Here is a 20850-nt window from a genome sequence, read left to right on the forward strand (position 1 = left end):
AAGCCGCCCTTCAAGTAAGATGGAGCATATTCCCACTTGGAAAGAGGAGGCGGTACGATGGAGCCGATGCTGCTCGACATCGACGAGCCGTTCGAAAGCGGCCGGCTGCTCATCCGCGCGCCGCGCAGCGGCGACGGGGCGGCCATCAACGAAGCGGTGAAGGAAAGCCTGGAGCGGCTCAAGGTCTGGATGCCGTGGGCGCAGCAGGCCCCGACATCCGAGGAGTCGGAGCTGGACGCGCGGCGGGCGGACATCGCCTATCGGCAGCGCGAGGACATGCGGCTGCTGCTGCTGGACCGCGCGAGCGGGCGGCTGATCGGCTGCAGCGGCCTGCACCGGATCGACTGGAAGGCGAGATGCTTCGAGCTCGGCTATTGGGTGCGCACGGGCGAGGAAGGCAAAGGGTATGTGACGGAGGCCGTCCATGCGATCACCGCCTTCGCCGCCGGCCGGCTCGGCGCGCATCGGATCGAGATCCGGTGCGACGCCCGCAACGAGCGCAGCGCCGCGGTCGCCCGCCGCTGCGGCTTCACGCTCGAGGGCGTGCTGCGCGGAAACGACCTGTCGCCTGACGGCAGCCGGCGCGATACGATGGTGTTCGCCAAGGTGAGAGGCGCGGAGCTGGACGGCTGAATCGCTTCTCATAGCATAAAGAAGCGGGTTTGACAAGTTATATTTGTGACTACTGGGAAGGGAGCCGATCCGGTATAATGTCTCCTGAACGAAAGGAGCCCACCTATGCCGATCAAGATCATAACAGACAGCGGTTCTGATTTGCCCGTTCCCCTGCAAGCCCGCTATGGCATCGAAATCGTTCCGCTGACCGTGACGTTTCCGGACGGTCCGATGGCGGAAGGGACAAGCGCCGAAGCGTTTTACGACAAGATGGAGTCGTTCAGCGAGCTGCCGACGACGGCCAGCCCGAGCCCGGCCGTCTTTCTGGAAGCGTTCCGCAACGCCGATCCGGCCAGCGACCTGCTCGTCCTCTGCATGTCGTCCAATATAAGCAGCACCTATCAGTCCGCGCTCATCGCGAAGGACATGCTGCTCGATGAAGGCTTCGAACGCGGCATCGAGGTGATCGATACGCGCAGCTTCTCCGGCGGGCTGTCCCGCATCGTGGCGATGGCGGCCGCTTATGCCGAGGGCGGCTGCGGACTGCCCGAGCTCAAGGAGCGGACGGAGCGGATCATTGAGCAGACGAGCGCCTACTTTACGCTGGAGTCGCTTGAAAACGTCATCAAGGGCGGACGGCTAAGCCGGCTGTCCGGGGGCGTCGCCTCCGTGCTGAACATCAAGCTGCTGCTGCGCATCAGCGGCGAGGGCAAGGTGGAAGTCGTCGAGAAGACGCGCGGCTTCCGCAAGGCCGTCGGCAGCCTGCTCGCCAAGCTCGACGAGAAGGAGCATGACTACGAGAACTCGGAGATCGCCATCGTCCATAGCGGCAGCGAGCAGCTGGCGCTCGACGTCAAGGAGCGCATCCTGGCGAAGCATCCGTTCCGGGCGGTCCATCTGTCCTGCATGGGACCGGTCATGGGCACGTACGCGGGCCGCGGAGGCATCGGCGTCGCGTTCTGACCGCCGGCATACGCAGCCTCCATCCAAGGAAATCCAAAAAAGCTTGCCGTTCGCCCCTCAGGCGAATCGGCAAGCTTTTTTTTCGGCGTTCAGCGCTGCTCGCTCCGAAAAAAATAAGTTAGGATTGCTTCTGCTTCAATACGGCCGTCCAGAGCGACGCCGGCTCGTAGCCGAGCCGCCAGGCGGCGATGCCCGCGAGATCGTACTTCCTCGCGAGCGCGATGCGCTTCGATACGCTTTGCTCCGTCTCGGCCCAGAACACATAGGTGCTGCCGTTCTCGGCGTAGGTGTATTTCGTGAGGCCGGCCGCTTCGTCCAGCGAGGCGTAGACGGGCTTGGAGCTGATCAGCTGCGGCACGTCCTTCATCGCGACGGCGCGGCTGCCGAGCGGCTCGCCTGAGCTGTCCAGCTCCCAGAGCCGGACGTAGAACGGAACGCCGAGCAGCAGCTTGGAGCGCGGCACGCCATAGGAGAGGAACTGCTGGATGCCGCCTTCGGCCCAGCCGAGGCTGCTCACCGGTCCGGCCTCGTCGTTGCCCTGCCAATGCTCGTCGTACGCCATGATGACGATCCGGTCGGCCGCCTCCGCGATGGCTTGATGGTCGTATGCGGTCAGATGGTCCCAGGCGGTGTCGCCGCGCGGCAGATCGACCGTGAGCGTCATGCCGGCCTTGCGCAGGGCGGCTCCGAGCTCGCCGACGAACAGGCTGTAGAGCGCGCGGTCCTTGCCCGCGACGCTCTCGAAGTCGAGGTTGAGGCCGTCTGCGCCGAGCTTCTTCAGGCTGGCGGTCAGCTTCGAGACGAACGCGGCGCGGGCTTTCCCGTCGGCCAGGAATGCGCTCGTCCGCTTCGGATCGAAGCCGTTGTGGACGAGCGGCTGCACGCTGAGCCCGCGCTGCTTGAGCGCCGCGGCGAGCTCGGGCAGCGAGTCGTCCTTGAGCGTGCCGGAGGCGTCCGCAAGCTCGTACCACGACGGCGACGAGATGTCGACGCCTTGCGTGCCGGCGAGCTGCGCGACGATGCTGGCTTCGTCGGAGGTGCCGCTCCAGCCGAGCACCTGCAGCGACTGCGGCTGGCTCCAGAGCACGCGGCTGTCGGCGGTGACGATGCGGCTGCGGGCGTAGCCGAGCGCGTAGGAGAGGGCGCTTTGGCGCGTATGGAAGCTGCGCAGCGGCTTGTCTCCCTGCATCACCGTCAGATAGGGCTCGTTCGTCCACCAGATGAGCCCGCCCTGCATGATCTGCGAGCCGGCGAGCGTCTTGGCTTTGGCCAGTGCGCTTTGCAGCGCGAAGTAGCGGGCGACCGGCTTGCCGCCCTGCCGCACCTCGTAGGAGGCTTCCCGCGAAAACAGCACGGCTCCGGTCGCCGCGTGGACGACCCGGCTGCCGGGCAGCTCGGCGGCGGCGAGCGCGGCGTCCTTGAGGAACGAGTAGGCGCTTTGCCGAACGCCTGCGCTGGTTTCGACCGCGTAGACGGGCTTGGCGGCGCGAGCCTGCTTGGCCTGCTCGGCGGTATAGCTGTCCCAGATCCACGCCGCCGCCTCGATGTCGACGATATGGGACTTCGCCCAGCGGGCGGCCTCCGCCTTGGCTGCCTTCAGCGTGGAGAAAGCCCATTCAGGCTTCGTGCTGCCGCCCTGATAGACCCGGTAGCGCGGCGACTTGCTGTACACCCAGCCGGGCTGCTGCAGGTCGCGGATCTGGGCTGACGGCAGCGAGTCCGCCTTGGCCCGCGCGGCGGCGTAGCCGGCATACTCCCATTCGGGACGGCTTAGGCCGTTCAGATAAACCTTGTAGCGGGGCAGGTTGTCCCACAGCCACGCGCGGTCCGCGATGCGCTCCACGCGGCTGTATGCATAGCGGGCTGCGTAGGCTTCGGCGTCCGCCTGCTTGGCGAACTCCTGCAAGGGCCGGTCGTTCTGGTAGACTCGGTATTGGGTGATGGCGGACAGCGATTTGGCGGCGCCGGCGGACGGCGCCGCCAAAGCCTGCAAGCCGATCGCAAAGGCGGCCGCGGCGGCGAGCGGAGCGAATTTCATCGGGTGGATTCCTCCCGTTCGAATAGGATGATGGCGTTATGTAGGGGAGCGTCGCTAAAGCTCCCGGCGCGATTGTCGCCTGCCCTTCATTGGACGCGGCGGCGGCGGTCGAGTTGTGTGGGAATGAGTGGGAATGCGCTTCGGAAAATTACCCGCTCCGGCCGCCGATGAATCCAAGCCGCCGATGGATGAATTTGGCACGGGCGGAGCAGACTAAGCCCGTCTCGCGCGGAAGGAGGAGGATGGACCGATGAAGCGGCATGACGCCAAGGAATGGCTGGACGAGGAAGGCGCGGTGGAGCCGCAGGAGCTGGAGCGCAGCCTGCGGGAAGTATGGGCGGTGAACCGCTATCTCGGCGGGAATCCGCCGCTGCTGCGACATTTGGAGCGGCTGCTGGACAGGGCGGGCAAGGCCGGCCCGGCGGCGCGGCCGCTGCGCGTGCTCGACGTGGCGACCGGACTCGCCGACCAGCCGCTCGCCGTGCACCGCTGGGCGGCGGCTCGAGGCTGGCGGCTCCGCGTGACCGGGGTCGAGATCAGCCCCGCGATCGCGGAGCTCGCCCGGCGGCGCACCGCCGCTAACGCCGACATCACGATCGACGTCGCGGACGGACGGCGGCTGCCGTATGCCGACGGCAGCTTCGACGTCGCCTTCAGCAATTTGGCGCTGCATCATCTGAGCGATGCCGATGCGGTCGCGATGCTGAGCGAGCTGCAGCGGGTGGCGCGCCACGGCTGGGTCGTCACCGACCTGGAGCGCCATCCGCTCGCGTACGGCGCGGCGCGTCTGCTGGCGCTGGCCGTCTGGCGCAGCCCGGTGACGCGCCATGACGGCCCGCTGTCGGTGCGGCGCTCGTACACGGCGGACGAAGCGCTCGAGCTGCTCGGGCGCGCCGGGCTGAACGGCGCCGCCGTGCGCCGCCATTTTCCATGGCGGCTCGCGCTGCTGAGCGATGCTTGACGTGCTCGTCTGCGGCGGAGGGCCGGCCGGCAGCGCGCTCGCGTGGCGGCTCGCGCGCCTCGGCCTGAGCGTGGCGATCGCCGACGCCGGGCGGCATCCGCGGCGCAAGCCATGCGGCGAGTCGCTCAATCCCGGAGCGGCGGCAGCGCTGCAGCGGCTCGCGCGGGACGGAGGCGCGGCGGGCGCTCCGGCATGGAGCGAGCTGCTGGACGAGCTTCATCCGCTGGACGGATGGACGATTCATAGCGGGACGGCGCGGCTGGAGGCTCGTTATCCGGACGGCGCGGGAGGCTGGAGCTGCCGCCGGGAGCGGCTGGACGGCTGGCTGCTGGAGCAGGCGATGCGGGCCGGAGCGAGCCTGCTGCCGGAGTGCCGGGTAAAGGAGGTGCGCCAGGACGGAAGCGGCTGCCGGGCGGCGGCGATCCGCGAGGGCCGGCCCGTCACGCTTGCCGCCCGCTACGTCGTCGGCGCGGACGGCATCCGCTCCGCCGTCGCGCGCTCGGCGGGCTTGTCGGCGCCGCCCGGACCGCTGCGCAAGGTCGCCTTGACCGGGCGCATCGGCGGCTTGGCGGAGCTGCGGCCGCTCGTCGAGCTGCATGCGCAGCCGGGCGTCCTGATCGGCATCGCGCCGCTGTCCGGCGGAGAAGCCAACGCCACGCTCGTGCTGCCTGCGAGGACGGCGGCCGCCTCCGCCGCCGCGCTGAGGAACGGGCAGGAGGCGCTGCTGAGCGCCCTGCGCGCATCGCCGTCGCTGGCCGCCAGGACGGCCTCGGCGCAGGCGAGCGGAGAGACGCTCGCTTGCGGCCCGTTCGACGCGCCGGTGCGGGCGGTCCGCTCCGGGCGAGTGCTGCTCGTCGGCGACGCGGCGGGCTATTACGACCCGCTCACCGGCCAGGGCCTGTTCCGCGCGCTGCGCGGAGCGGAGCTTGCCGCCGCGGCGCTCGCGGCTGCCCGGCGATCCGACGGAGCGCAGGCGCTGCAGGCGTACGAGAGGCGGCTGCAGCGAGAATTCGGGCCGGGAGCGGCGCTGCAGCGGCTGGTCGAATACGGCGCTTCCCGGCCGAGGCTGTTCCGCGCGGCGCTGGCCGGCATCCGCTGGAGCGGATCGGCTTCGCTTCTCGCTGCGCGCATCGGGGATTGCCCGAGAGGCGCCGGACCCGGCTTGCCGCGTTTACGCTGAAGCAGCGGATGGAGATTTGACAGATATTTTATAGAAAGAAGGCGGCATGCGATGCGTACCTACAATGAAACGGCGATGCAGGCGTCGCCGGAGCGGGTGTTCCGCCTCGCCAGCGATGTGGAGCGGTGGCCGGGGCATCTGAAGCATTATCGTTCGGTGACGTTCCGCTCCGGCGAGGCCGGGGACGGGATCGTGGAGATGAAGGCGTACCGTCCGTTCGGCGCGCTGCGCTGGCCGGTCTGGTGGGTGAGCGAGATGCGGCTGGAGCCGGAGCGGGGCCGGATCGTCTACCGCCATATCGAAGGCGTCACGTCCGGCATGGACGTGGAATGGATCGTCGAGCCGCATGCAGGCGGCAGCCGGGCGGTCATCGTGCATGAATGGAAGCGGCCGCCGGTCGGCCGGCTGGCGGCGAGCGGCATCATCGGTCCGGGCTTCGTGCATGCGATCGCGGAGCGCACGCTGCTCGGGCTGAAGGCGGCGGCCGAAAAGGGAAAGGGAGGCGACTAGAATGGGCGAGCGGAGGGCGGTCATTACCGGCATCGGCTGCGTGACGCCGATCGGCATCGGCGCGGAAGGACTTTGGGAAGGGCTGCGAAAAGGAGAAAGCGCGATTGGAGCGATCGACCGGTTCGCGCCGGAAGGGCTGCGCAGCCGGATCGCCGCGCAGATCCGCGGCTTCGACGCGGGCGACTACATGGATCGGAAACGGGCGCATCGCACCGACCGCTACTCGCAGCTGGCGATCGCATCGGGACGGATGGCGCTCCAGCATGCCGGACTCGATCCGGCTGCGGTCGATTCCGATCGCGCCGGCGTCTTCATGGGCAGCGCGCTCGGCGGCATCGCCTACGCGGAGGAGCAATGCGGGCAGTTCATGAACGGCGGCTATCGCAGCGTCTCGCCGACGCTCGGCTTCTCGGTATTCGGCGGAGCGGCCTCCTGCAATATGGCGATGGAATTCGGCTTCACGGGGCCGAACGAGACGAATGCGATGAGCTGCGCCTCCGGCGCGGTCGCCATCGGGCGGGCGCTGCAGGCGATCCGCCGCGGCGAGGCCGACACGATGCTGGCCGGCGGCTCGGAAGCGCCGCTCTCGCCGCTGTCGTTCGGCGCATTCGACCTGCTGCGGGCGATGTCGACGCGCAACGAGGAGCCGGCCGCGGCGAGCCGGCCGTTCGACCGCCGGCGCGACGGCTTCGTCATGGGCGAAGGCGCGGCGGTGCTCGTCATCGAGGAGGAGGGCCACGCCAGGGCGCGCGGCGCGCGGGTGCTCGCCGAGCTGAGCGGCTTCGGCGTCAGCAACGACGCGCATCATATGAGCGCGCCGCTGCCTTGCGGCACGCAGGCGCAGCGGGCGATGCGGCTCGCGCTGGCGGATGCGGACATGCTGCAGGAAGAGGTCGGCTACATCAATGCGCACGGCTCCTCGACGCCGCTCAACGACGGCACGGAGTCGCGGGTCATCCGCAGCGTGTTCGGCAGCCGCCCTGTCGCCGTGAGCGGGACGAAAGGGCTGTACGGCCATCCGCTCGGCGCGTCCGGCGCGATCGAGGCGGCGATCACGACGCTGGCGCTGTCGCGCGGCTGGCTGCCGCCGACCGCCAATCTCGAGGAGCCGGACGACGAGGCGGCGGACTTCGATCTCGTGACCGGCGCTGGACGCGAGGCGCGGCTCGGAGCGGCGCTGTCCAATTCGTACGGCTTCGGCGGCATCAACGCGACGCTTGCTTTCCGCACACGATGAGCCTGCGGCGCAGCCCGGCCTCTTCCCGAGCGCCGGACAACGAAAAAGGGACGAGGCTGAGCGCTGCTCAGCTTCGTCCCTTTGCGTCTTTGCTGCTTATTCGGCGATGTCCGCCCAGAACTCTTCGTCCGCGTCCAGCGTAATCTGGGAGCGGTAGATCCTGCGGCCGTATTCCTTGAATACGTATTGCTCGATCGCTTCCTTGAGGTTGGCCTCGACGAGGTAATGGGAGCGGTCGGCGATCCATACCTCCGCCGTGAAGCCGTATTCTTCTTCCCAGCTGAGCTGGACCTCGATCGCGCCGGGCTGGATGCCGCGGCGGGCCGACTCGCTCAGGCAGACGGCATTGATGATCTCATCCATCGAAAGCCGCATCGGATCAGTACGGTCTCCGCGTGTCCGGCTCCGGCTTGCGCTTCCTGCGGACGTAGGTGAAGAGCGCGACGACGACCATGACGAGGGCGAAGAGCGCAAGCAAATTGACCATCAGGCCGAGGATCTCGCCCATGAAGCCCATGCCGCCGAACATGCCGCCGAACAGCATGCCGGCGAGGCCGCCGATCATGAGGCCCTTCATCAGCCCGCCGCCGGAGAAGAAGCCCGGCTTCGCTGCGGCGCCGGTCCCGGCGGCGGCTCCGGTATTTTTGTTCGCATCGCTGCGCTGGACGTTGTCGGTCGATTTTTTCGGCGCTTGGGTGTAGCCCTGGCGCGGGGATTTGATGCCGCCGCGCTTCGCGTCTGCCGTGCTGGAGACGATGCCGGTGAAGGCGAGCATGACCGTGAAGGCGATCATCAAAATAAATCCTTTTTTCATCTGGTGATTTGTCCCCTCCATGTGGAATATGTGGCGAACATTGCGTTCGGGTGCCTATACGTCTATCATGGGAAGCAGGTTTCATTTAATTTATAGCTTGCCCGCAAACGCGGTTTTTAAGGATAGGAAAGGGCTGGACGAGTGATGCGGACGATGTCGTTCTATCCGGATGCCTACATCCGGTTTTTGGCGGAATTTCACGGCACGCGGGACTACTTTGAATGCCATGAGCTGCTGGAGGATTATTGGAAGGAGCATCCCGGGAGCGACTCCGGGCTGTGGCACGGACTGATCCAGATCGCGGTCGGCCAGTACCATCTGCGCCGCGGCAACCGGGAGGGCGCACGCAAAATGCTGCGCTCCGCCTGGGAGCGGCTGCGGCGCGAGGATCTGGGACAGGCGGGACTGGACGGTCCGGCCTTGCTCGCGCGGCTGGACGACGCGGCCGGACGTCTGGAAGCGGGGGAGCCGCTGCCCTATCTCAGCTGGACGCTTCCGATCGCGGACGACTCCTTGCTCGAGGCGGCGCGGGAGGAGTGCGCTCGGCTCGAGGCGGACTGGTGCGCCGGCGGCGAGCCGGCGGCGGCGATCGTCCACCGGCATCGCCTGCGCGACCGCAGCGAAGTGATTTTGGCGCGGCGCGAGTCGATCGAGCGCAGGCGGCCCGGCGTATCGCCGGAGTAGCGCGGACCCGGGGGGCCATGGAGAACAAAAAAGCGGAAGCGGAACGATCGCCGAGCCAGCTCGGCTTTCGTCCCGCTTCCGCTTTCGTTGTCTTGGGAGGAATCAGTATCAGTTCTCGGATGCGGGCGGCTGCTTCAGAAACTCATGGCCGTCCGTGACGAGGTCGAGCTTGCCGGTCTGCGGGTCGATGATGAGGCCGCTGACGGGGATGCCGGACGGGAGCAGCGGGTGGTTGCGCACGATGCCGACGCTCTTCTCGACGCTCGAGCGCACGTTGTCGAAGCCGGTCAGCCAGCGGTGGAAGTCGACGCCGGAATGCTTGAGCGTGCGGATCGTCGTCTGGGAGACGCCGCGGCTGACCATCTTGCCGATGATCGCCTCGGGATCGATGCCGGTCATGCCGCAATTGTAGTGTCCGATGATGACGACTTCCTCGGCCTGCAGCTCGTAGATCGCCACCAGGATGCTGCGCATGATGTTGCCGAACGGCTGCGTGACGATCGCGCCGGCGTTCTTGAGCACCTTGGCGTCGCCGTTGCGCAGGTTCATCGCCCGCGGCAGCAGCTCCGTCAGCCGCGTATCCATGCAGGTGAGGATGACCATCTTCTTGTCGGGGAAGCGGTCGGTGAGGTACTCCTCATACTTTTTCTCTTCGACGAACTGCTTGTTGAAGGACAGGATCTGCTCGATGTTGTTCATGGACGTTACCGACCTTTCTCCGAGGGTTGGAACTGCGGCGCGCGGGGGAAGAAGCGCAAGTCGTAGTTGTAGATCTGGCTGTCGCTGGAGAGGATGAACGCGTCGCGCTCCCGGCTGTAGCCGAGCTTCAGCTCCGGTTCGAAAAACACCTCGTAGCGCTCCTCGTACAGGAACGGATAAGGATCTCCCTCGCCCTGGACGTCTCCGGATAGCGGCTCCTGCACGACATACAGGGCGGACACGCCGTTTACGACGCAGCCGCAGCCTTCCGTATCGTACACCAGCTTGAGCATGGCCTGCCCGTCGCCGACATACGGCTGCAGCTTGTCCGCCGCTTCCGGACGGAATGTGATGCGCATCCGAATCTCCTCCTTTTGCGGGGAGTCCTGCCGGACCGGGCTCCCGCGCGGTTACCGTTGATTATACGGGCTGTGCCCGTTATGATTCAAGTAGACCGACGACCTTCGAAGAGGAAAGGAAGATGAAGCACATGGCAGAAGCCGCGACCGCTTATGAAAAGGCATTGACCGAATTCCGCGAGCTGGACCGCAAGATCGTCCGCTATCAGGAGGCTGCGGCCGTCATCGGCTGGGATCTCCGGACAGGCGCTCCGCGCAAGGGCCATGCCGGCCGCGCCGAGGTGCTCGGCATGCTCGGCGCGGAAGCGTTCCAGCTGGCCACCTCGCCGCGCATGGGCGAGCTGCTCGAGCAGCTGGAGGAGAAGGAAGCGCAGGCGGCGCTCGGCGAGATCGACCGCAAGCTCGTCTCCGAGACGCGCCGCTCGTACGATCGCAGCGTGAAGATTCCGCCCAAGCTGTACGAGGAGTATGTCGTGCTGGCGTCGCAGTCGGAATCCGCCTGGGAGCAGGCGCGCAAGGACAACGATTTCCCGGCGTTCCAGGGCTACCTGGAGCGGGTCATCGGCTACACGAACCAGTTCATCGACCTGTGGGGGCCGAAGGCGACCCGCTACGACACGCTGCTGGACGATTACGAGCCGGACATGACCGTCCAGGAGCTCGACGAGATCTTCACCTCGCTGCGCGGCCAGCTCGTGCCGCTCGCGGCCGCGATCGCCGCCTCGCCGAACCGTCCGGACCGCGCCTTCCTCGAGGGCCTGTTCGACAAGGAGCGGCAAAAGGAGTTCAGCCGCTACATGCTCGGGCAGCTCGGCTACGATTTCGAAGGCGGCCGCATCGACGAGAGCGCCCATCCGTTCCAGACGACGTTCAATCTCGGCGACGTGCGCGTCACGACGCGCTATTTGCCGGAGGACGTGACGAGCGCGCTGTTCGGCACGATCCACGAGGCGGGACATGCCCTTTACGAGCAGAACATATCGCCGGAGCTCGCAGGCACGTCGCTGTGCCACGGCACGTCGATGGGCATCCATGAGTCGCAGTCGCGCTTCTGGGAAAACATCGTCGGCCGCAGCCGCCCGTTCTGGCAGCGGTACTTCCCCGATCTGCAGAGCCGGTTCCCCGAGCAGCTCGCCGGCGTCGACGCCGAGGCGTTCTACCGCTCGCAGAACGCGGTGCAGCCGTCGCTCATCCGCATCGAGGCCGACGAGCTGACGTACAACCTGCACATCATCATCCGCTACGAGATCGAGAAGCTGATCTTCAACGAAGGCGCCAAGGCAGCCGATCTGCCGGCGATCTGGAACGACAAGTACCGCGAGTACCTCGGCATCACGCCGCCGAGCGACGCCGACGGCGTCATGCAGGACGTGCATTGGAGCGCCGGCCTGTTCGGCTACTTCCCGTCCTACTCGCTCGGCAACATCTACTCGGCGCAGCTGGCGGATGCGATGAAGACCGCCCTGCCGAACATGGAGGAGCTGGTCGCCAAGGGCGAGCTGGCGCCGATCCGCGGCTGGCTGACCGAGCATGTGCACCGCCACGGCCGCTTGCGCACGCCCAAGGAGATCATCCTCGGCGCGACGGGCAAGCCGCTTGACTCGTCCCATCTGGTCCAGTACCTGCGGACGAAGTACACCGATATCTATAAGCTGTAGGCGCCGAAGCGCCGCAGCCGTCAAGCCTCCCGACCGATCCGGACGGGAGGCTTGACGGCTTTTTTGACGTTGCGGCGTGGCTGTCCCGGCGACGGCCCGGAAAAACCGAGCAACTCGGCGCGATCGGCGGCTGAACGGGGGAATTGCGCGGAAAAACCGAGTAACTCGGGTGTGCAGCAGGGGAAACGGGAGTTAAGTCCATATAATTGTGTAAAATGCTCCTGACCATAAAAAGGAAAGCCATGGTAGGACTCTCGGTTAGAATGGAAGTTGTCGAGACCAACATTCCAAGGAGAGTGCCTACACATGACTCCATACCAGATTACCGTAGATCAAGACATTTTGCACCAGCTGTTTATCGGAACCGATCGGGACGCGGGAGTGGCCCGCTTGTTGGAGACGGTGCTGAATCAGGTGCTGACAGCCCAGGCGACGGATCAGCTGGCGGCGCAGACGTACGAGCGCACCAGCGAGCGCAAGGGCTACCGCAACGGCAGCTACGAGCGCGACGTCATTACCCGCGCTGGCAGCGTCACCTTGCGCGTCCCCCGGTTTCGGGACGGCTCCTTTTCTACCGAGCTTTTCGCCCGGTATCAGCGCAGCGAGCAAGCGCTGGTGCTCTCGCTCATGGAAATGGTCATCAACGGCGTGTCGACGCGCAAGGTGACCAAAATCACCGAGGAGCTTTGCGGAACCGAGTTCTCCAAGTCAACGGTCAGCCACCTGTGCAAGCAGCTGGACCCGGCTGTCCACGACTGGAACAACCGCTCTCTGGCCGACCACGCCTTCCCCTTCATCACCATCGATGCGATCTACGTGAAGGTGCGTGAAGAAGGCCGTATCTGTTCTCGAGGCGTTCTGGTGGGCTACGGCGTGAACGAGCAAGGCCGGCGTGAGATTCTGGGCCTGCGCGTCGACGACACCGAGTCGGAGGAGAGCTGGGGCGCCTACTTCCGCTGGCTGAAAGAGCGCGGCCTGCACGGCGTAGAGCTCGTCACGAGCGACTACCATGGCGGGCTGGTCAAGGCCATCGAGAAGGAGTTTCAAGGGGTCTCGTGGCAGCGGTGCCAGACGCACTTCATCAAGAACGTGCTGAACGCAGCGCCCAAAGCGCTCCAAAGCGAAATCAAGAGTCGCGTCCGATCGATCTTCGATGCGCCCGACATGAAGACGGCTCGTTCCTATCTCGAACAGACGCTTGAGGCGTATGCCGAGACAGCACCCAAAGCGATGAAAATACTGGAGGACGGGTTCGAGGACGCCGTCGCGGTGCTGGCCTTCCCGGAGGCCTACCGCGTGCGGCTGCGCACCTCCAACGGCATGGAGCGCCTGAACGGGGAGATCCGCAGGCGCGAGACGGTCATCCGCATCTTTCCCAATCGCGCTTCCGTCCTTCGCCTCATCGGAGCCATGCTCATGGAAGAGAACGAGTACTGGATGACGAAGAAGCCGTACATGGACATGACGGACTTCAAGGCGTGGAAGAAGCAGAAAGCCACTCAGGGCGCCGGCTCGGAGGAGCAGGAAACCAGCACCACCATGACGGAAGCGACGGACAGCCTTTAAACCCGATTCCATTTTCTACCGAGAAGTGTTTTTACACACAATTATGGACTTGACCGGAAACGGGCGGAGTTGCGCGGAAAAACCGAGTAACTCGGACGTGCAGCGGGAGAAACGGCGGAGTTGCGCGGAAAAACCGAGCAACTCGGGTGTGCAGCAAGGGAAACGGGCGGAGTTGCGCGGAAAAACCGAGCAACTCGGCGCGAGCAAGTCGAAAAAATCGAGTTGCGGGCTGGCCGGAGGCCCGATAACGAAGGGCTCGGGGGTGAGGAGAGCCAAACGGCGTGCAATCGGATTGCGGCTGGCAAGCGAAGCGGCAGCCGATGGGGAACCGGAGAGCGAAGCGGACGGGGGCTCGTGGAGAAGCGGCAGCGGTTCCCTTGGAGGCCGGAACGAGTTCCCGCTCCGCGAAGCGGGTGCCGGTTTCGGAGCCAGCTCTGCCGTACAAGCGCCTCCGGTTTCGGAGCCAGCTCCGCCGTACAAGCGCCTCCGGTTTCGGAGCCGGCTCCGCCGTACAAGCGCCTCGGTTTCGGAGCCGGCTCCGCCGTACAAGCGCCTCCGGTTACAGTGCCAGCTCCGCCAGGCAAGCGCTGCCGGTGACGATGCCCGCTCCACGACGCGCGAGCCGGTCCATGCCGGGGCAAATCTGCCCCCGGCTGTTTGCTTTTCAAGCCGTCCTCATGCGGCGTGCGGCCTATGCACCCCTCCCGCCAGCCGCGCATAGGCTACAGCACAGAACGTTCGAACCCAAGGGAGGCTATCTGACATGAATCGAAAGGCGATCGCGGGGCTGATGCTGGCGGCTGCGCTGGCGATGGCGGCGCTGCCCGGATGCGGCGCCGGGAAGGAGAGGCGGTCAAGGTGCGCATCGGCGAGGTGACCCGCTCGGTCTTCTACGCTCCGCAGTACGTGGCGCTGGCCGAAGGCTTTTTCAAGGAAGAGGGGCTGGACGTCGAGCTGCAGACGACGGCCGGCGGCGACAAGACGATGACGGCGCTGCTGTCCGGCGGCGTCGACGTGGCGCTGGTCGGTCCGGAGACGTCGATCTACGTCTACCAGCAAGGCGCGGACGATCCGGTCCTGAGCTTCGCCCAAGTGACGCAGACGGACGGCACCTTCCTCGTGTCCCGCTCGGGCAAGCCGCTTGACTGGAACGACCTCAAGGGAGCGAAATTCCTCGGTCAGCGCAAAGGCGGCATGCCGCAAATGGCCGGCGAGTTCGCGCTCAAGAAGCATGGGATCGATCCGCACGCGGATCTCGATCTGATCCAGAACATCGACTTCGCCAACATCACGGCCGCCTACGCCTCCGGCACCGGCGACTACGTGCAGCTGTTCGAGCCGCAGGCGTCGATGATCGAGCAGGAAGGCAAGGGCAAGGTCGTCGCCTCGTTCGGGGTGGAGAGCGGCAAGCTGCCATATACGGCATTCATGAGCAAGCAGAGCTATATCGAGAAGAACGCCGATACGGTGCAGAAGTTCACGGACGCGCTGCAGAAGGCGCAGACCTGGGTGAAGGAGCATAGCGCCGAGGACATCGCGGACGCTGTCGGCACGTATTTCCCGAATACCGACAAAGCGATCCTCGTCTCCTCGATCGACCGCTACAAGCAGCAAGGCTCCTATGCCGAGAACCCGATCATCGACGAGCAGGAATGGAACAATCTGCTCGACGTCATGACGTCGGCAGGCGAGCTCAAGGAGCGCGCGGAGCATGGCAAGCTGGTCGACAACTCCTTCGCGGAGAAGGCCGGCAAGTAGAGCGCCGAGAGGGCGGCGGGAGAGGAGGAAGCGGATGGCGGAGAGAAGCGTTATGCTGGAGCTGCGCTCGGTGTCGCATGTGTATGTCGGCCGGCAAGGCGCGTCGCTGGCGTGGAGGAGCTCAGCCTGGCCGTCGGGCGCGGCGAGTTCGTCAGCCTCGTCGGGCCGAGCGGCTGCGGCAAGACGACCGTGCTCAGCCTGCTCGCAGGGCTGCTGCGGCCGGCGTCCGGAGAGGTGCGGGTAGGCGGCCGGGAGGTCGAGAAGCCTTCCGCCAAGGTCGGCTACATGCTGCAGCAGGACTGCCTGCTGCCGTGGCGCACGATTCTCGACAATGCCGCGCTCGGCCTCGAGATCGGAGGGGCGCCTGCCGCGGCGCGGATCGAGGCGGCCGGTCGGCTGCTGGCGGAGGTCGGCCTGGATGGAACGGGCGGCCGCTACCCCGGCGAGCTGTCGGGCGGCATGCGCCAGCGCGTCGCGCTGGCGCGCACGCTCGCGCCGGATCCGGAGGTGCTGCTGCTCGACGAGCCGTTCTCGGCGCTCGACATGCAGATCAAGATGCAGCTGGAGGACCTCGTGCAGGCGACGCTGCGGCGGCTCGGCAAGACGGCCGTGCTCGTCACCCATGATCTGGCCGAGGCGGCGGCGATGAGCGACCGCGTCATCGTGCTCGCGCCGCATCCCGGCCGCATCCGGGCCGAGATCGCCGTGCCGCCGGAGCTGCGGAGGCTGGCGCCGACGGAGGCGCGCAAGCATCCGGCGTTCCAGGCCGTGTTCGACGAGCTGTGGCTGGAGATGAGCGCCGGAGAAGCGGAAGGGGGAGAGGCGGGATGAACGAGCTCGAAGTATGGAGCGGCAGCGGAGGCTCCCCCGGCTCCGGCCGTAAGGGCGGAAGGGGCGGCCGCAAGCGGCTGTCGCTGTCGTCGGTGCCGGAGAGCCGGCTGGCGGAGCTGCATCGCCTTTATATGAAGCGCAGCCGCAGAATCGGCGCCGCCGTGCTCGGCGTGCAGCTGTTCGTGCTGGCCGCGCTGCTCGGGCTCTGGGAGGCGGCCGGCCGGCTGCGCTGGATCGATCCGCTGCTGTTCAGCTACCCGTCCAAAATCGCCGGGCTGCTCGCCAGCTCGTCGGCGGACGGCACCTTGTGGCCGCATGTCGGCGTGACGGTGGCGGAGACCGCCTCGGGCTTCCTGCTCGGGACGCTGCTCGGCACGGCGCTCGCGGCGCTGCTTTGGTGGTTTCCTTTTCTGGCGCGGGTATGCGATCCGTATCTGGTCGTGTTCAACAGCCTGCCGAAGGTGGCGCTGGGGCCGATCTTCATCGTGGCGCTCGGACAGGGCTTCGTCTCGATCCTGGCGGTAACGCTGACGATGACGGTCATCGTGACGACGATCGGCATCTGCAACCGGTTCCGCGACATGGAGCCGGGACTCGTGAAGGTCGTGCGGCTGCTCGGCGGCTCCCGCTGGCAGCTGTTCCGCCTCGTCATCCTGCCGGGCTCGTTCCCGGTCATCATCTCGACGCTCAAGGTGAACGTCGGGCTCGCCTGGGTCGGCGTCATCGTCGGCGAGTTCCTGGTGGCCAAGGAAGGACTCGGCTATCTGATCATCTACGGCTTCCAGGTGTTCAACTTCACGCTTGTCCTCTCCACGCTCGTCGTCATCGCTGTCGCCGCGACGCTCATGTACCAGGCCGTGGCGCTGCTGGAAAAGCGGATCGTCTCCGGCGGACGCGACTAGCGGCTGACCGGAATGCTGCGGCGCGGGGCGGGCGGACCGCCTCGACCCGGTTGACGTTCGGCAGGCGACGATCTACGATGGAACAAAGGCGAGCCATGCGGCTCCGCCGCAGCCGCCCGCCGGCTGCCGGCGGAGCTTTTTGGCTAGATCGGCGGGAAAGCGGGATGGTGGCGGCATGAAGTGGATCGGCTGGAGAGTGGCGAAAACGGCGGCGGCGGTGGCGGCGGCGATCGCGACGGCGCAGCTGCTGGACCTGGAGCAGCCGCTGTTCGCCGGCGTGCTGGCGATACTCGGCGTCGAGGTGACGAGGCGCAGCGGATTGCGCAGCCTGTTCGAGCGGGTCAGCGCCTCGCTGCTCGCGCTCGCGGCTTCCTCCGTGCTGTTCGAGGCGATCGGATATGCGATCTGGACGGCGGCGATCTATGTGCTGCTCGTCTTCCCGGTGCTGTCGCGGCTGAAGCTGCAGAGCGGCATCGTGCCGGGGAGCGTGCTCGTGTTCCATGTGTATGCGGCCGGCGAGGTGACGTTGGAGCTGCTCGTCAATGAGGTGCTGCTGCTGCTCGTCGGGCTCGGCTGCGCCTCCTTGATCAACAACGCCTACATGCCGGGCGAACGCAGCCGGCTGGCGGAGCTGCGGACGCTCGTCGAGGACCGCTTTGCCGGCCTGTTCGCCGGCATGGCGGCGGTCATGCGCAAGCCCGACACGCTATGGGACGGAGCGGAGCTGCTGCAGGCGGACGGGCTTGTGCGGGAAGGGCTCGAGCGGGCGCTGCGCGAGCAGCACAACCGGCCGTGGGCGCCGCGGTTTTATTGGAACGATTATTTCGGCATGAGACGCCGGCAGCTCGAGAGCATCGGCTCGATGATGGAGCTGCTCGCTCATGCGTACGACCGGGAAGCGGTGCCGCAGGCCGAGCGCATCGCCGAGCTGCTGGAGACGATGGAGGCGGCGATCCGCTCCGACTATTATGAAAGCGGGCCGCGCGAGGCGCTGGCCGCCCTGCGCCAGAGCTTCCGCTCGATGGAGCTGCCGCGCACGCGCGAGGAGTTCGAGATCCGCTCGGCGCTGCTCCAGTTCACGGTGGAGCTGGACCGCTTCCTCGACACGGCGAGCCGCCTGAAGAAGCGGCGCGAGGAAGGCGGCGACGAGGCCGCCGCTTCAGGCCGCTGACCGCGTCCGCGGCTCGGGACAGACTTTTTTCGGCCGACGGCCGCCCCTGTGTCATGTTCCTCCGGCCTGCCCCATACAATGGAACAGGTATAATTCGTTGCGGCGTCCGAATGAAGAAAGCAGTCACCCTAGACGAATGACCTGCATACACTTGTAAGGAATGATGGCATGGAGGAGGTTAAACGAAATGACGATTGCAGATAAACAGCTTCAGACTAGAGATCATCACGAAAGCTGTCTGCGGGAAAGGTCGCAAGTTCTCGACGGTGTCCCATACCGTCACTCCCCCTCACCGCCCCACCAGCATCCTGGGCGCTTGGGTAATCAACCACCAATACGAGGCGGTTCGGTCGGGAGACGGCATCGAGGTGGTCGGATCGTACGACATCAACATCTGGTATTCGTACAACAAAAACTCGCAGACGGATGTCGCGAAGGAGACGGTCTCCTACGTCGAGAACATTCCGCTGTCCTATGTCGACCCGAAGCACCGGGCTTCGACGGAGGAAGTATCGGCGGAGTCGACGCAGGAGCCGAACTGCATCGAGGCGAACATCTCCTCGAGCGGCTCTTCGGTCGTCGTGCGCGTGGAGCGCGAGTTCAGCGTCGAGATGATCGCCGAGACGAAGGTGTGCGTAGCCGTCGTCCCGGGCGGCTGCGACGACTTCGACGGCAAGGACAAATACGGCTACGACGACGGTGACGGCAGCTTCGAGGATCTGGACCCCGATCTGCTCGACGACGAGCTGTAAACGAAGGGCTTGCTGCAGGGCTTACTGCAGGGTATGCAGGCAGTCGGAACGATTCGAGGGCGAAAGCCCTCTTTTTTTCATCTGCGGCCGCCCGGATCGGCGGGGCTTGGATCGCCGCATGAGGCGAGACGCGAGCCTCCCGTCCGCCGGCGGGACGACGGGAGGGATGCGGCATGGCGGGCAGGCTGTGGCTATGCTGCGGAGACGAGGGGGAGGACGGAGCGGACGGAGGAGCGGTCGGCGGCACGGGCATGGGAGCGTATGGAGGTACCGGCAGGGAAGCGTATGGCGATATGGGGAGGGCGGCGGAAGGCGGTACGAGCAGGGCAGCGTATGGCGGCACGGGCGGTACAGCGGAAGGCGGTACGAGCAAGGAAGCATCGCCGCTGCCGCCTGCGGAGCGCTGGCGGCCGGGGACGGAGCTGTCCCGCTACGACGCGGTGCTGCTCTGGGGAGGCGCGCGCTGGGGCGGATGGACGGCGCCGGATGGCGGGAGCCCGTGGTGCTGAACGCCGGAGCCGCCGATGCGGCGGCGATGGGTCCGGAGCGGATGGCCCGGAGGCTTGGCCATGCCGGCATCCGCGCCGGGCGCGAGGACGCCGAGCAGCGGCAGGACGGGACGAGCGGGCGCGCCGACGAAGCGTTCGGCAGCTCGGGCCGGCTGTATTGGATCGGCGTCTTCCATCTGGAGACGCTGTGGACGGCTCGCGTCCGTCCGGGCATCGGACGGGCGAGCCTGCCGGCCGCGCTGGCGCCGGACGACGCGGCATCTGGCGTCGCGGCGACCGGCGCGCAGGATCCGGAGCTGCGCCGCGCGGGCAGGCTGGTTTGGCGCGCGGCCTACGAGCTCGGCCTGGATGCCGCCGAGCTGCTCGTGCGCGTCGCCGACGACGGACGTATGCGGCTCGAAGGGCTGCGCCTCGCGGGCAGCCGCATCTTTCGGGCCGTCGGCCCGGGCGGGCTGCCGCCCGAGGCGGAGCGGCTGCCGCCGCCGGCGGCGGAGCGCTGGGCGGATGCGGCGGCGCGGCTCGCAGCCGTCGTCCGGGCCGAGGCGCAGCGGGCCGGCGGGCAAGCGGACCGGCCGCGGCGCCGCGGCGCGGATCCGGAGTTCCTGCTGCTGCGCGCCGACGGACGGGTCGTCTCCGCATCCCGGCTCGGCGGGCTGCACAGTCCGGTCGGCAGCGACGTGCTTGTCGCCGGGCAAAGCCTGCGCCAGCCGGTCGGCGAGCTGCGGCCGGAGCCGGCCGAGGACCCGGAGGAGCTGCTCCGGCGGATTCGGCGCCTGCTGGCGCTGGCTTCCCGCCGCGGCGCGGCCGAGCCGGGCATGCGGCTCGCGGCGGGCGGCATGCCGGTGCCGGGCATCGCGCTCGGCGGGCATGTGCATCTCAGCGGCCTCGAGCTGACGACGAGGCTGCTGCGCGCGCTCGACAGCTATGCGGCGCTGCCGCTCGCGCTGGCGGAGGATCCCGCCGGCAGAGGGCGGCGGCCGCGTTACGGCACGCTCGGCGACAGCCGGCGGCAGCCGCATGGCGGCTTTGAGTACCGCACGCTGCCGAGCTGGCTCGTCTCGCCGGCCGCGGCGCGTTATGCGCTCGCCGTCTGCCTGCTGGCGGCAGAGGATGCGGCTTGGCTGGCAGAGCTGCCGGCGGCGGAGCCGGAGTACGCGCAGGCGTATTATGCGGGGGATCGGGAGCGGATGGCGGACTGCTTGCCGCGATTGCGGGCGAGCCTGCGGACGGCGCCTTCCTATGAAAAGCACGCCTCGCTGCTGGAGCCTTTTCTCGAGGCGGTCGAGGCCGGCAAAAGCTGGGACGAGAAGGCGGACCTCCGGCTGCGCTGGGGCATTCCGAGAGCGGAGGATGGGCCTGCCGTCCGTCCGTCGAAGGGAAGCGAGGAGCGGGCGGGCGGACGGCAGGTTGACCAAGCGCGAGCGGACGGACGGCATCCGGCCAGCGGAGCCTCCGCCCGCGCGGAGGCGGCCAGCGGCGCTGCCGGCGCGCAGACGAACCTGTTCGAACGCGGCTGATCCGGCCGCAGGCTTCGTCAGGAATGGCGTAAGAGGCCGTCTCCGCTGGGGCGGAGACGGCCTCTTCGGCGATATAGGGCGTGCGTGCAAGCTCGCTCAGGAGCATCTTTTCCAACGCCTTGCCCG

At 67.0% G+C, this 20850-nt stretch carries 20 protein-coding genes and 1 pseudogene; 16 read left to right on the forward strand and 5 right to left on the reverse strand.

The genetic code is table 11. From position 1 onward, the window contains the following. Positions 1-57: 57 nt before the first annotated feature. Both NYE40_RS11460 and NYE40_RS11465 read left to right on the forward strand, forming a co-directional pair. Entirely contained in the window at positions 58-633 is a 576-nt protein-coding gene (locus NYE40_RS11460; RefSeq protein WP_101809093.1) for a GNAT family N-acetyltransferase, read from the forward strand. A 105-nt stretch (positions 634-738) separates the two neighbouring features. Beyond that, complete coding sequence (locus NYE40_RS11465) at positions 739-1578, forward strand: DegV family protein (RefSeq protein WP_028599655.1); 840 nt, start codon at positions 739-741, stop codon at positions 1576-1578. 118 nt (positions 1579-1696) lie between these two features. On the opposite strand, the gene NYE40_RS11470 is transcribed toward NYE40_RS11465, so the two are convergent. Next, positions 1697-3616, reverse strand: a complete 1920-nt coding sequence (locus tag NYE40_RS11470; RefSeq protein ID WP_339279945.1) for a glycosyl hydrolase family 18 protein — start codon at positions 3614-3616, stop codon at positions 1697-1699. A 250-nt stretch (positions 3617-3866) separates the two neighbouring features. On the opposite strand from NYE40_RS11470, the gene NYE40_RS11475 reads away from it, so the two are divergent. Genes NYE40_RS11475 through NYE40_RS11490 form a run of 4 tightly spaced genes read left to right on the forward strand, consistent with a single transcriptional unit; the run spans position 3867 to position 7504 of the window. Continuing rightward, the gene (locus tag NYE40_RS11475) at positions 3867-4577 is read left to right on the forward strand and encodes a methyltransferase domain-containing protein (RefSeq protein ID WP_028599653.1); all 711 of its coding nucleotides are present in this window, start codon (positions 3867-3869) and stop codon (positions 4575-4577) included. Then, positions 4570-5757: an NAD(P)/FAD-dependent oxidoreductase gene (locus NYE40_RS11480; protein WP_028599652.1), complete on the forward strand. Its 1188-nt coding sequence runs from the start codon at positions 4570-4572 to the stop codon at positions 5755-5757. Before NYE40_RS11475 ends, NYE40_RS11480 begins: the two co-directional genes overlap by 8 nt. 51 nt (positions 5758-5808) lie before the next feature. Then, on the forward strand, positions 5809-6267 hold the full coding sequence (locus NYE40_RS11485; RefSeq protein WP_101809096.1) for an SRPBCC family protein: 459 nt from the start codon (positions 5809-5811) through the stop codon (positions 6265-6267). Position 6268: 1 nt separating this feature from the next. Continuing rightward, positions 6269-7504 (forward strand): beta-ketoacyl-ACP synthase II, encoded by a 1236-nt coding sequence (locus NYE40_RS11490; RefSeq protein ID WP_028599650.1) that lies wholly within the window; start codon positions 6269-6271, stop codon positions 7502-7504. Between the two features lie 96 nt (positions 7505-7600). On the opposite strand, the gene NYE40_RS11495 is transcribed toward NYE40_RS11490, so the two are convergent. Next, positions 7601-7879, reverse strand: a complete 279-nt coding sequence (locus NYE40_RS11495) for a DUF2653 family protein (protein WP_028599649.1) — start codon at positions 7877-7879, stop codon at positions 7601-7603. Between the two features lie 4 nt (positions 7880-7883). Then, entirely contained in the window at positions 7884-8318 is a 435-nt protein-coding gene (locus NYE40_RS11500; RefSeq protein ID WP_028599648.1) for a hypothetical protein, read from the reverse strand. Between the two features lie 144 nt (positions 8319-8462). On the opposite strand from NYE40_RS11500, the gene NYE40_RS11505 reads away from it, so the two are divergent. Then, positions 8463-9002, forward strand: coding sequence for a DUF309 domain-containing protein (locus tag NYE40_RS11505; RefSeq protein WP_101809097.1), 540 nt, complete (start codon positions 8463-8465; stop codon positions 9000-9002). 108 nt (positions 9003-9110) lie between these two features. On the opposite strand, the gene NYE40_RS11510 is transcribed toward NYE40_RS11505, so the two are convergent. Next, entirely contained in the window at positions 9111-9701 is a 591-nt protein-coding gene (locus NYE40_RS11510) for a carbonic anhydrase (RefSeq protein ID WP_028599646.1), read from the reverse strand. 5 nt (positions 9702-9706) lie between these two features. Next, positions 9707-10060, reverse strand: a complete 354-nt coding sequence (locus NYE40_RS11515; RefSeq protein ID WP_101809098.1) for an iron-sulfur cluster biosynthesis family protein — start codon at positions 10058-10060, stop codon at positions 9707-9709. 122 nt (positions 10061-10182) lie between these two features. On the opposite strand from NYE40_RS11515, the gene NYE40_RS11520 reads away from it, so the two are divergent. The 9 genes and pseudogenes from NYE40_RS11520 (at position 10183) to NYE40_RS11560 (ending at position 20724) form a co-directional block, all read left to right on the forward strand. Next, positions 10183-11718, forward strand: a complete 1536-nt coding sequence (locus tag NYE40_RS11520; protein WP_228551444.1) for a carboxypeptidase M32 — start codon at positions 10183-10185, stop codon at positions 11716-11718. Positions 11719-12024: 306 nt separating this feature from the next. Then, complete coding sequence (locus tag NYE40_RS11525; protein WP_153782554.1) at positions 12025-13284, forward strand: IS256 family transposase; 1260 nt, start codon at positions 12025-12027, stop codon at positions 13282-13284. A 763-nt stretch (positions 13285-14047) separates the two neighbouring features. Continuing rightward, positions 14048-15042, forward strand: a pseudogene (locus NYE40_RS11530) (ABC transporter substrate-binding protein). A gap of 111 nt (positions 15043-15153) precedes the next feature. Continuing rightward, the gene (locus NYE40_RS11535) at positions 15154-15873 is read left to right on the forward strand and encodes an ABC transporter ATP-binding protein (protein ID WP_339279947.1); all 720 of its coding nucleotides are present in this window, start codon (positions 15154-15156) and stop codon (positions 15871-15873) included. Between the two features lie 131 nt (positions 15874-16004). After that, positions 16005-16775 carry an ABC transporter permease gene (locus tag NYE40_RS11540; RefSeq protein WP_052333111.1) on the forward strand — a complete coding sequence of 257 codons (771 nt, stop codon included), beginning with the start codon at positions 16005-16007 and terminating at the stop codon, positions 16773-16775. 175 nt (positions 16776-16950) lie between these two features. Next, positions 16951-17946 carry an aromatic acid exporter family protein gene (locus NYE40_RS11545; RefSeq protein ID WP_052333110.1) on the forward strand — a complete coding sequence of 332 codons (996 nt, stop codon included), beginning with the start codon at positions 16951-16953 and terminating at the stop codon, positions 17944-17946. Between the two features lie 194 nt (positions 17947-18140). Continuing rightward, positions 18141-18698 (forward strand): outer spore coat protein CotE, encoded by a 558-nt coding sequence (locus NYE40_RS11550; RefSeq protein WP_339279948.1) that lies wholly within the window; start codon positions 18141-18143, stop codon positions 18696-18698. Positions 18699-18871: 173 nt separating this feature from the next. Further along, positions 18872-19207, forward strand: coding sequence for a hypothetical protein (locus NYE40_RS11555; RefSeq protein ID WP_339279950.1), 336 nt, complete (start codon positions 18872-18874; stop codon positions 19205-19207). Then, complete coding sequence (locus NYE40_RS11560) at positions 19171-20724, forward strand: hypothetical protein (RefSeq protein WP_339279951.1); 1554 nt, start codon at positions 19171-19173, stop codon at positions 20722-20724. The genes NYE40_RS11555 and NYE40_RS11560 overlap by 37 nt, the downstream gene beginning before the upstream one ends. The last annotated feature ends 126 nt before the right edge of the window (positions 20725-20850 follow it).

Source organism: Paenibacillus sp. FSL W8-1187 (assembly GCF_037965485.1).
Classification (GTDB): Bacteria; Bacillota; Bacilli; order Paenibacillales; family Paenibacillaceae; genus Paenibacillus_O; species Paenibacillus_O pasadenensis.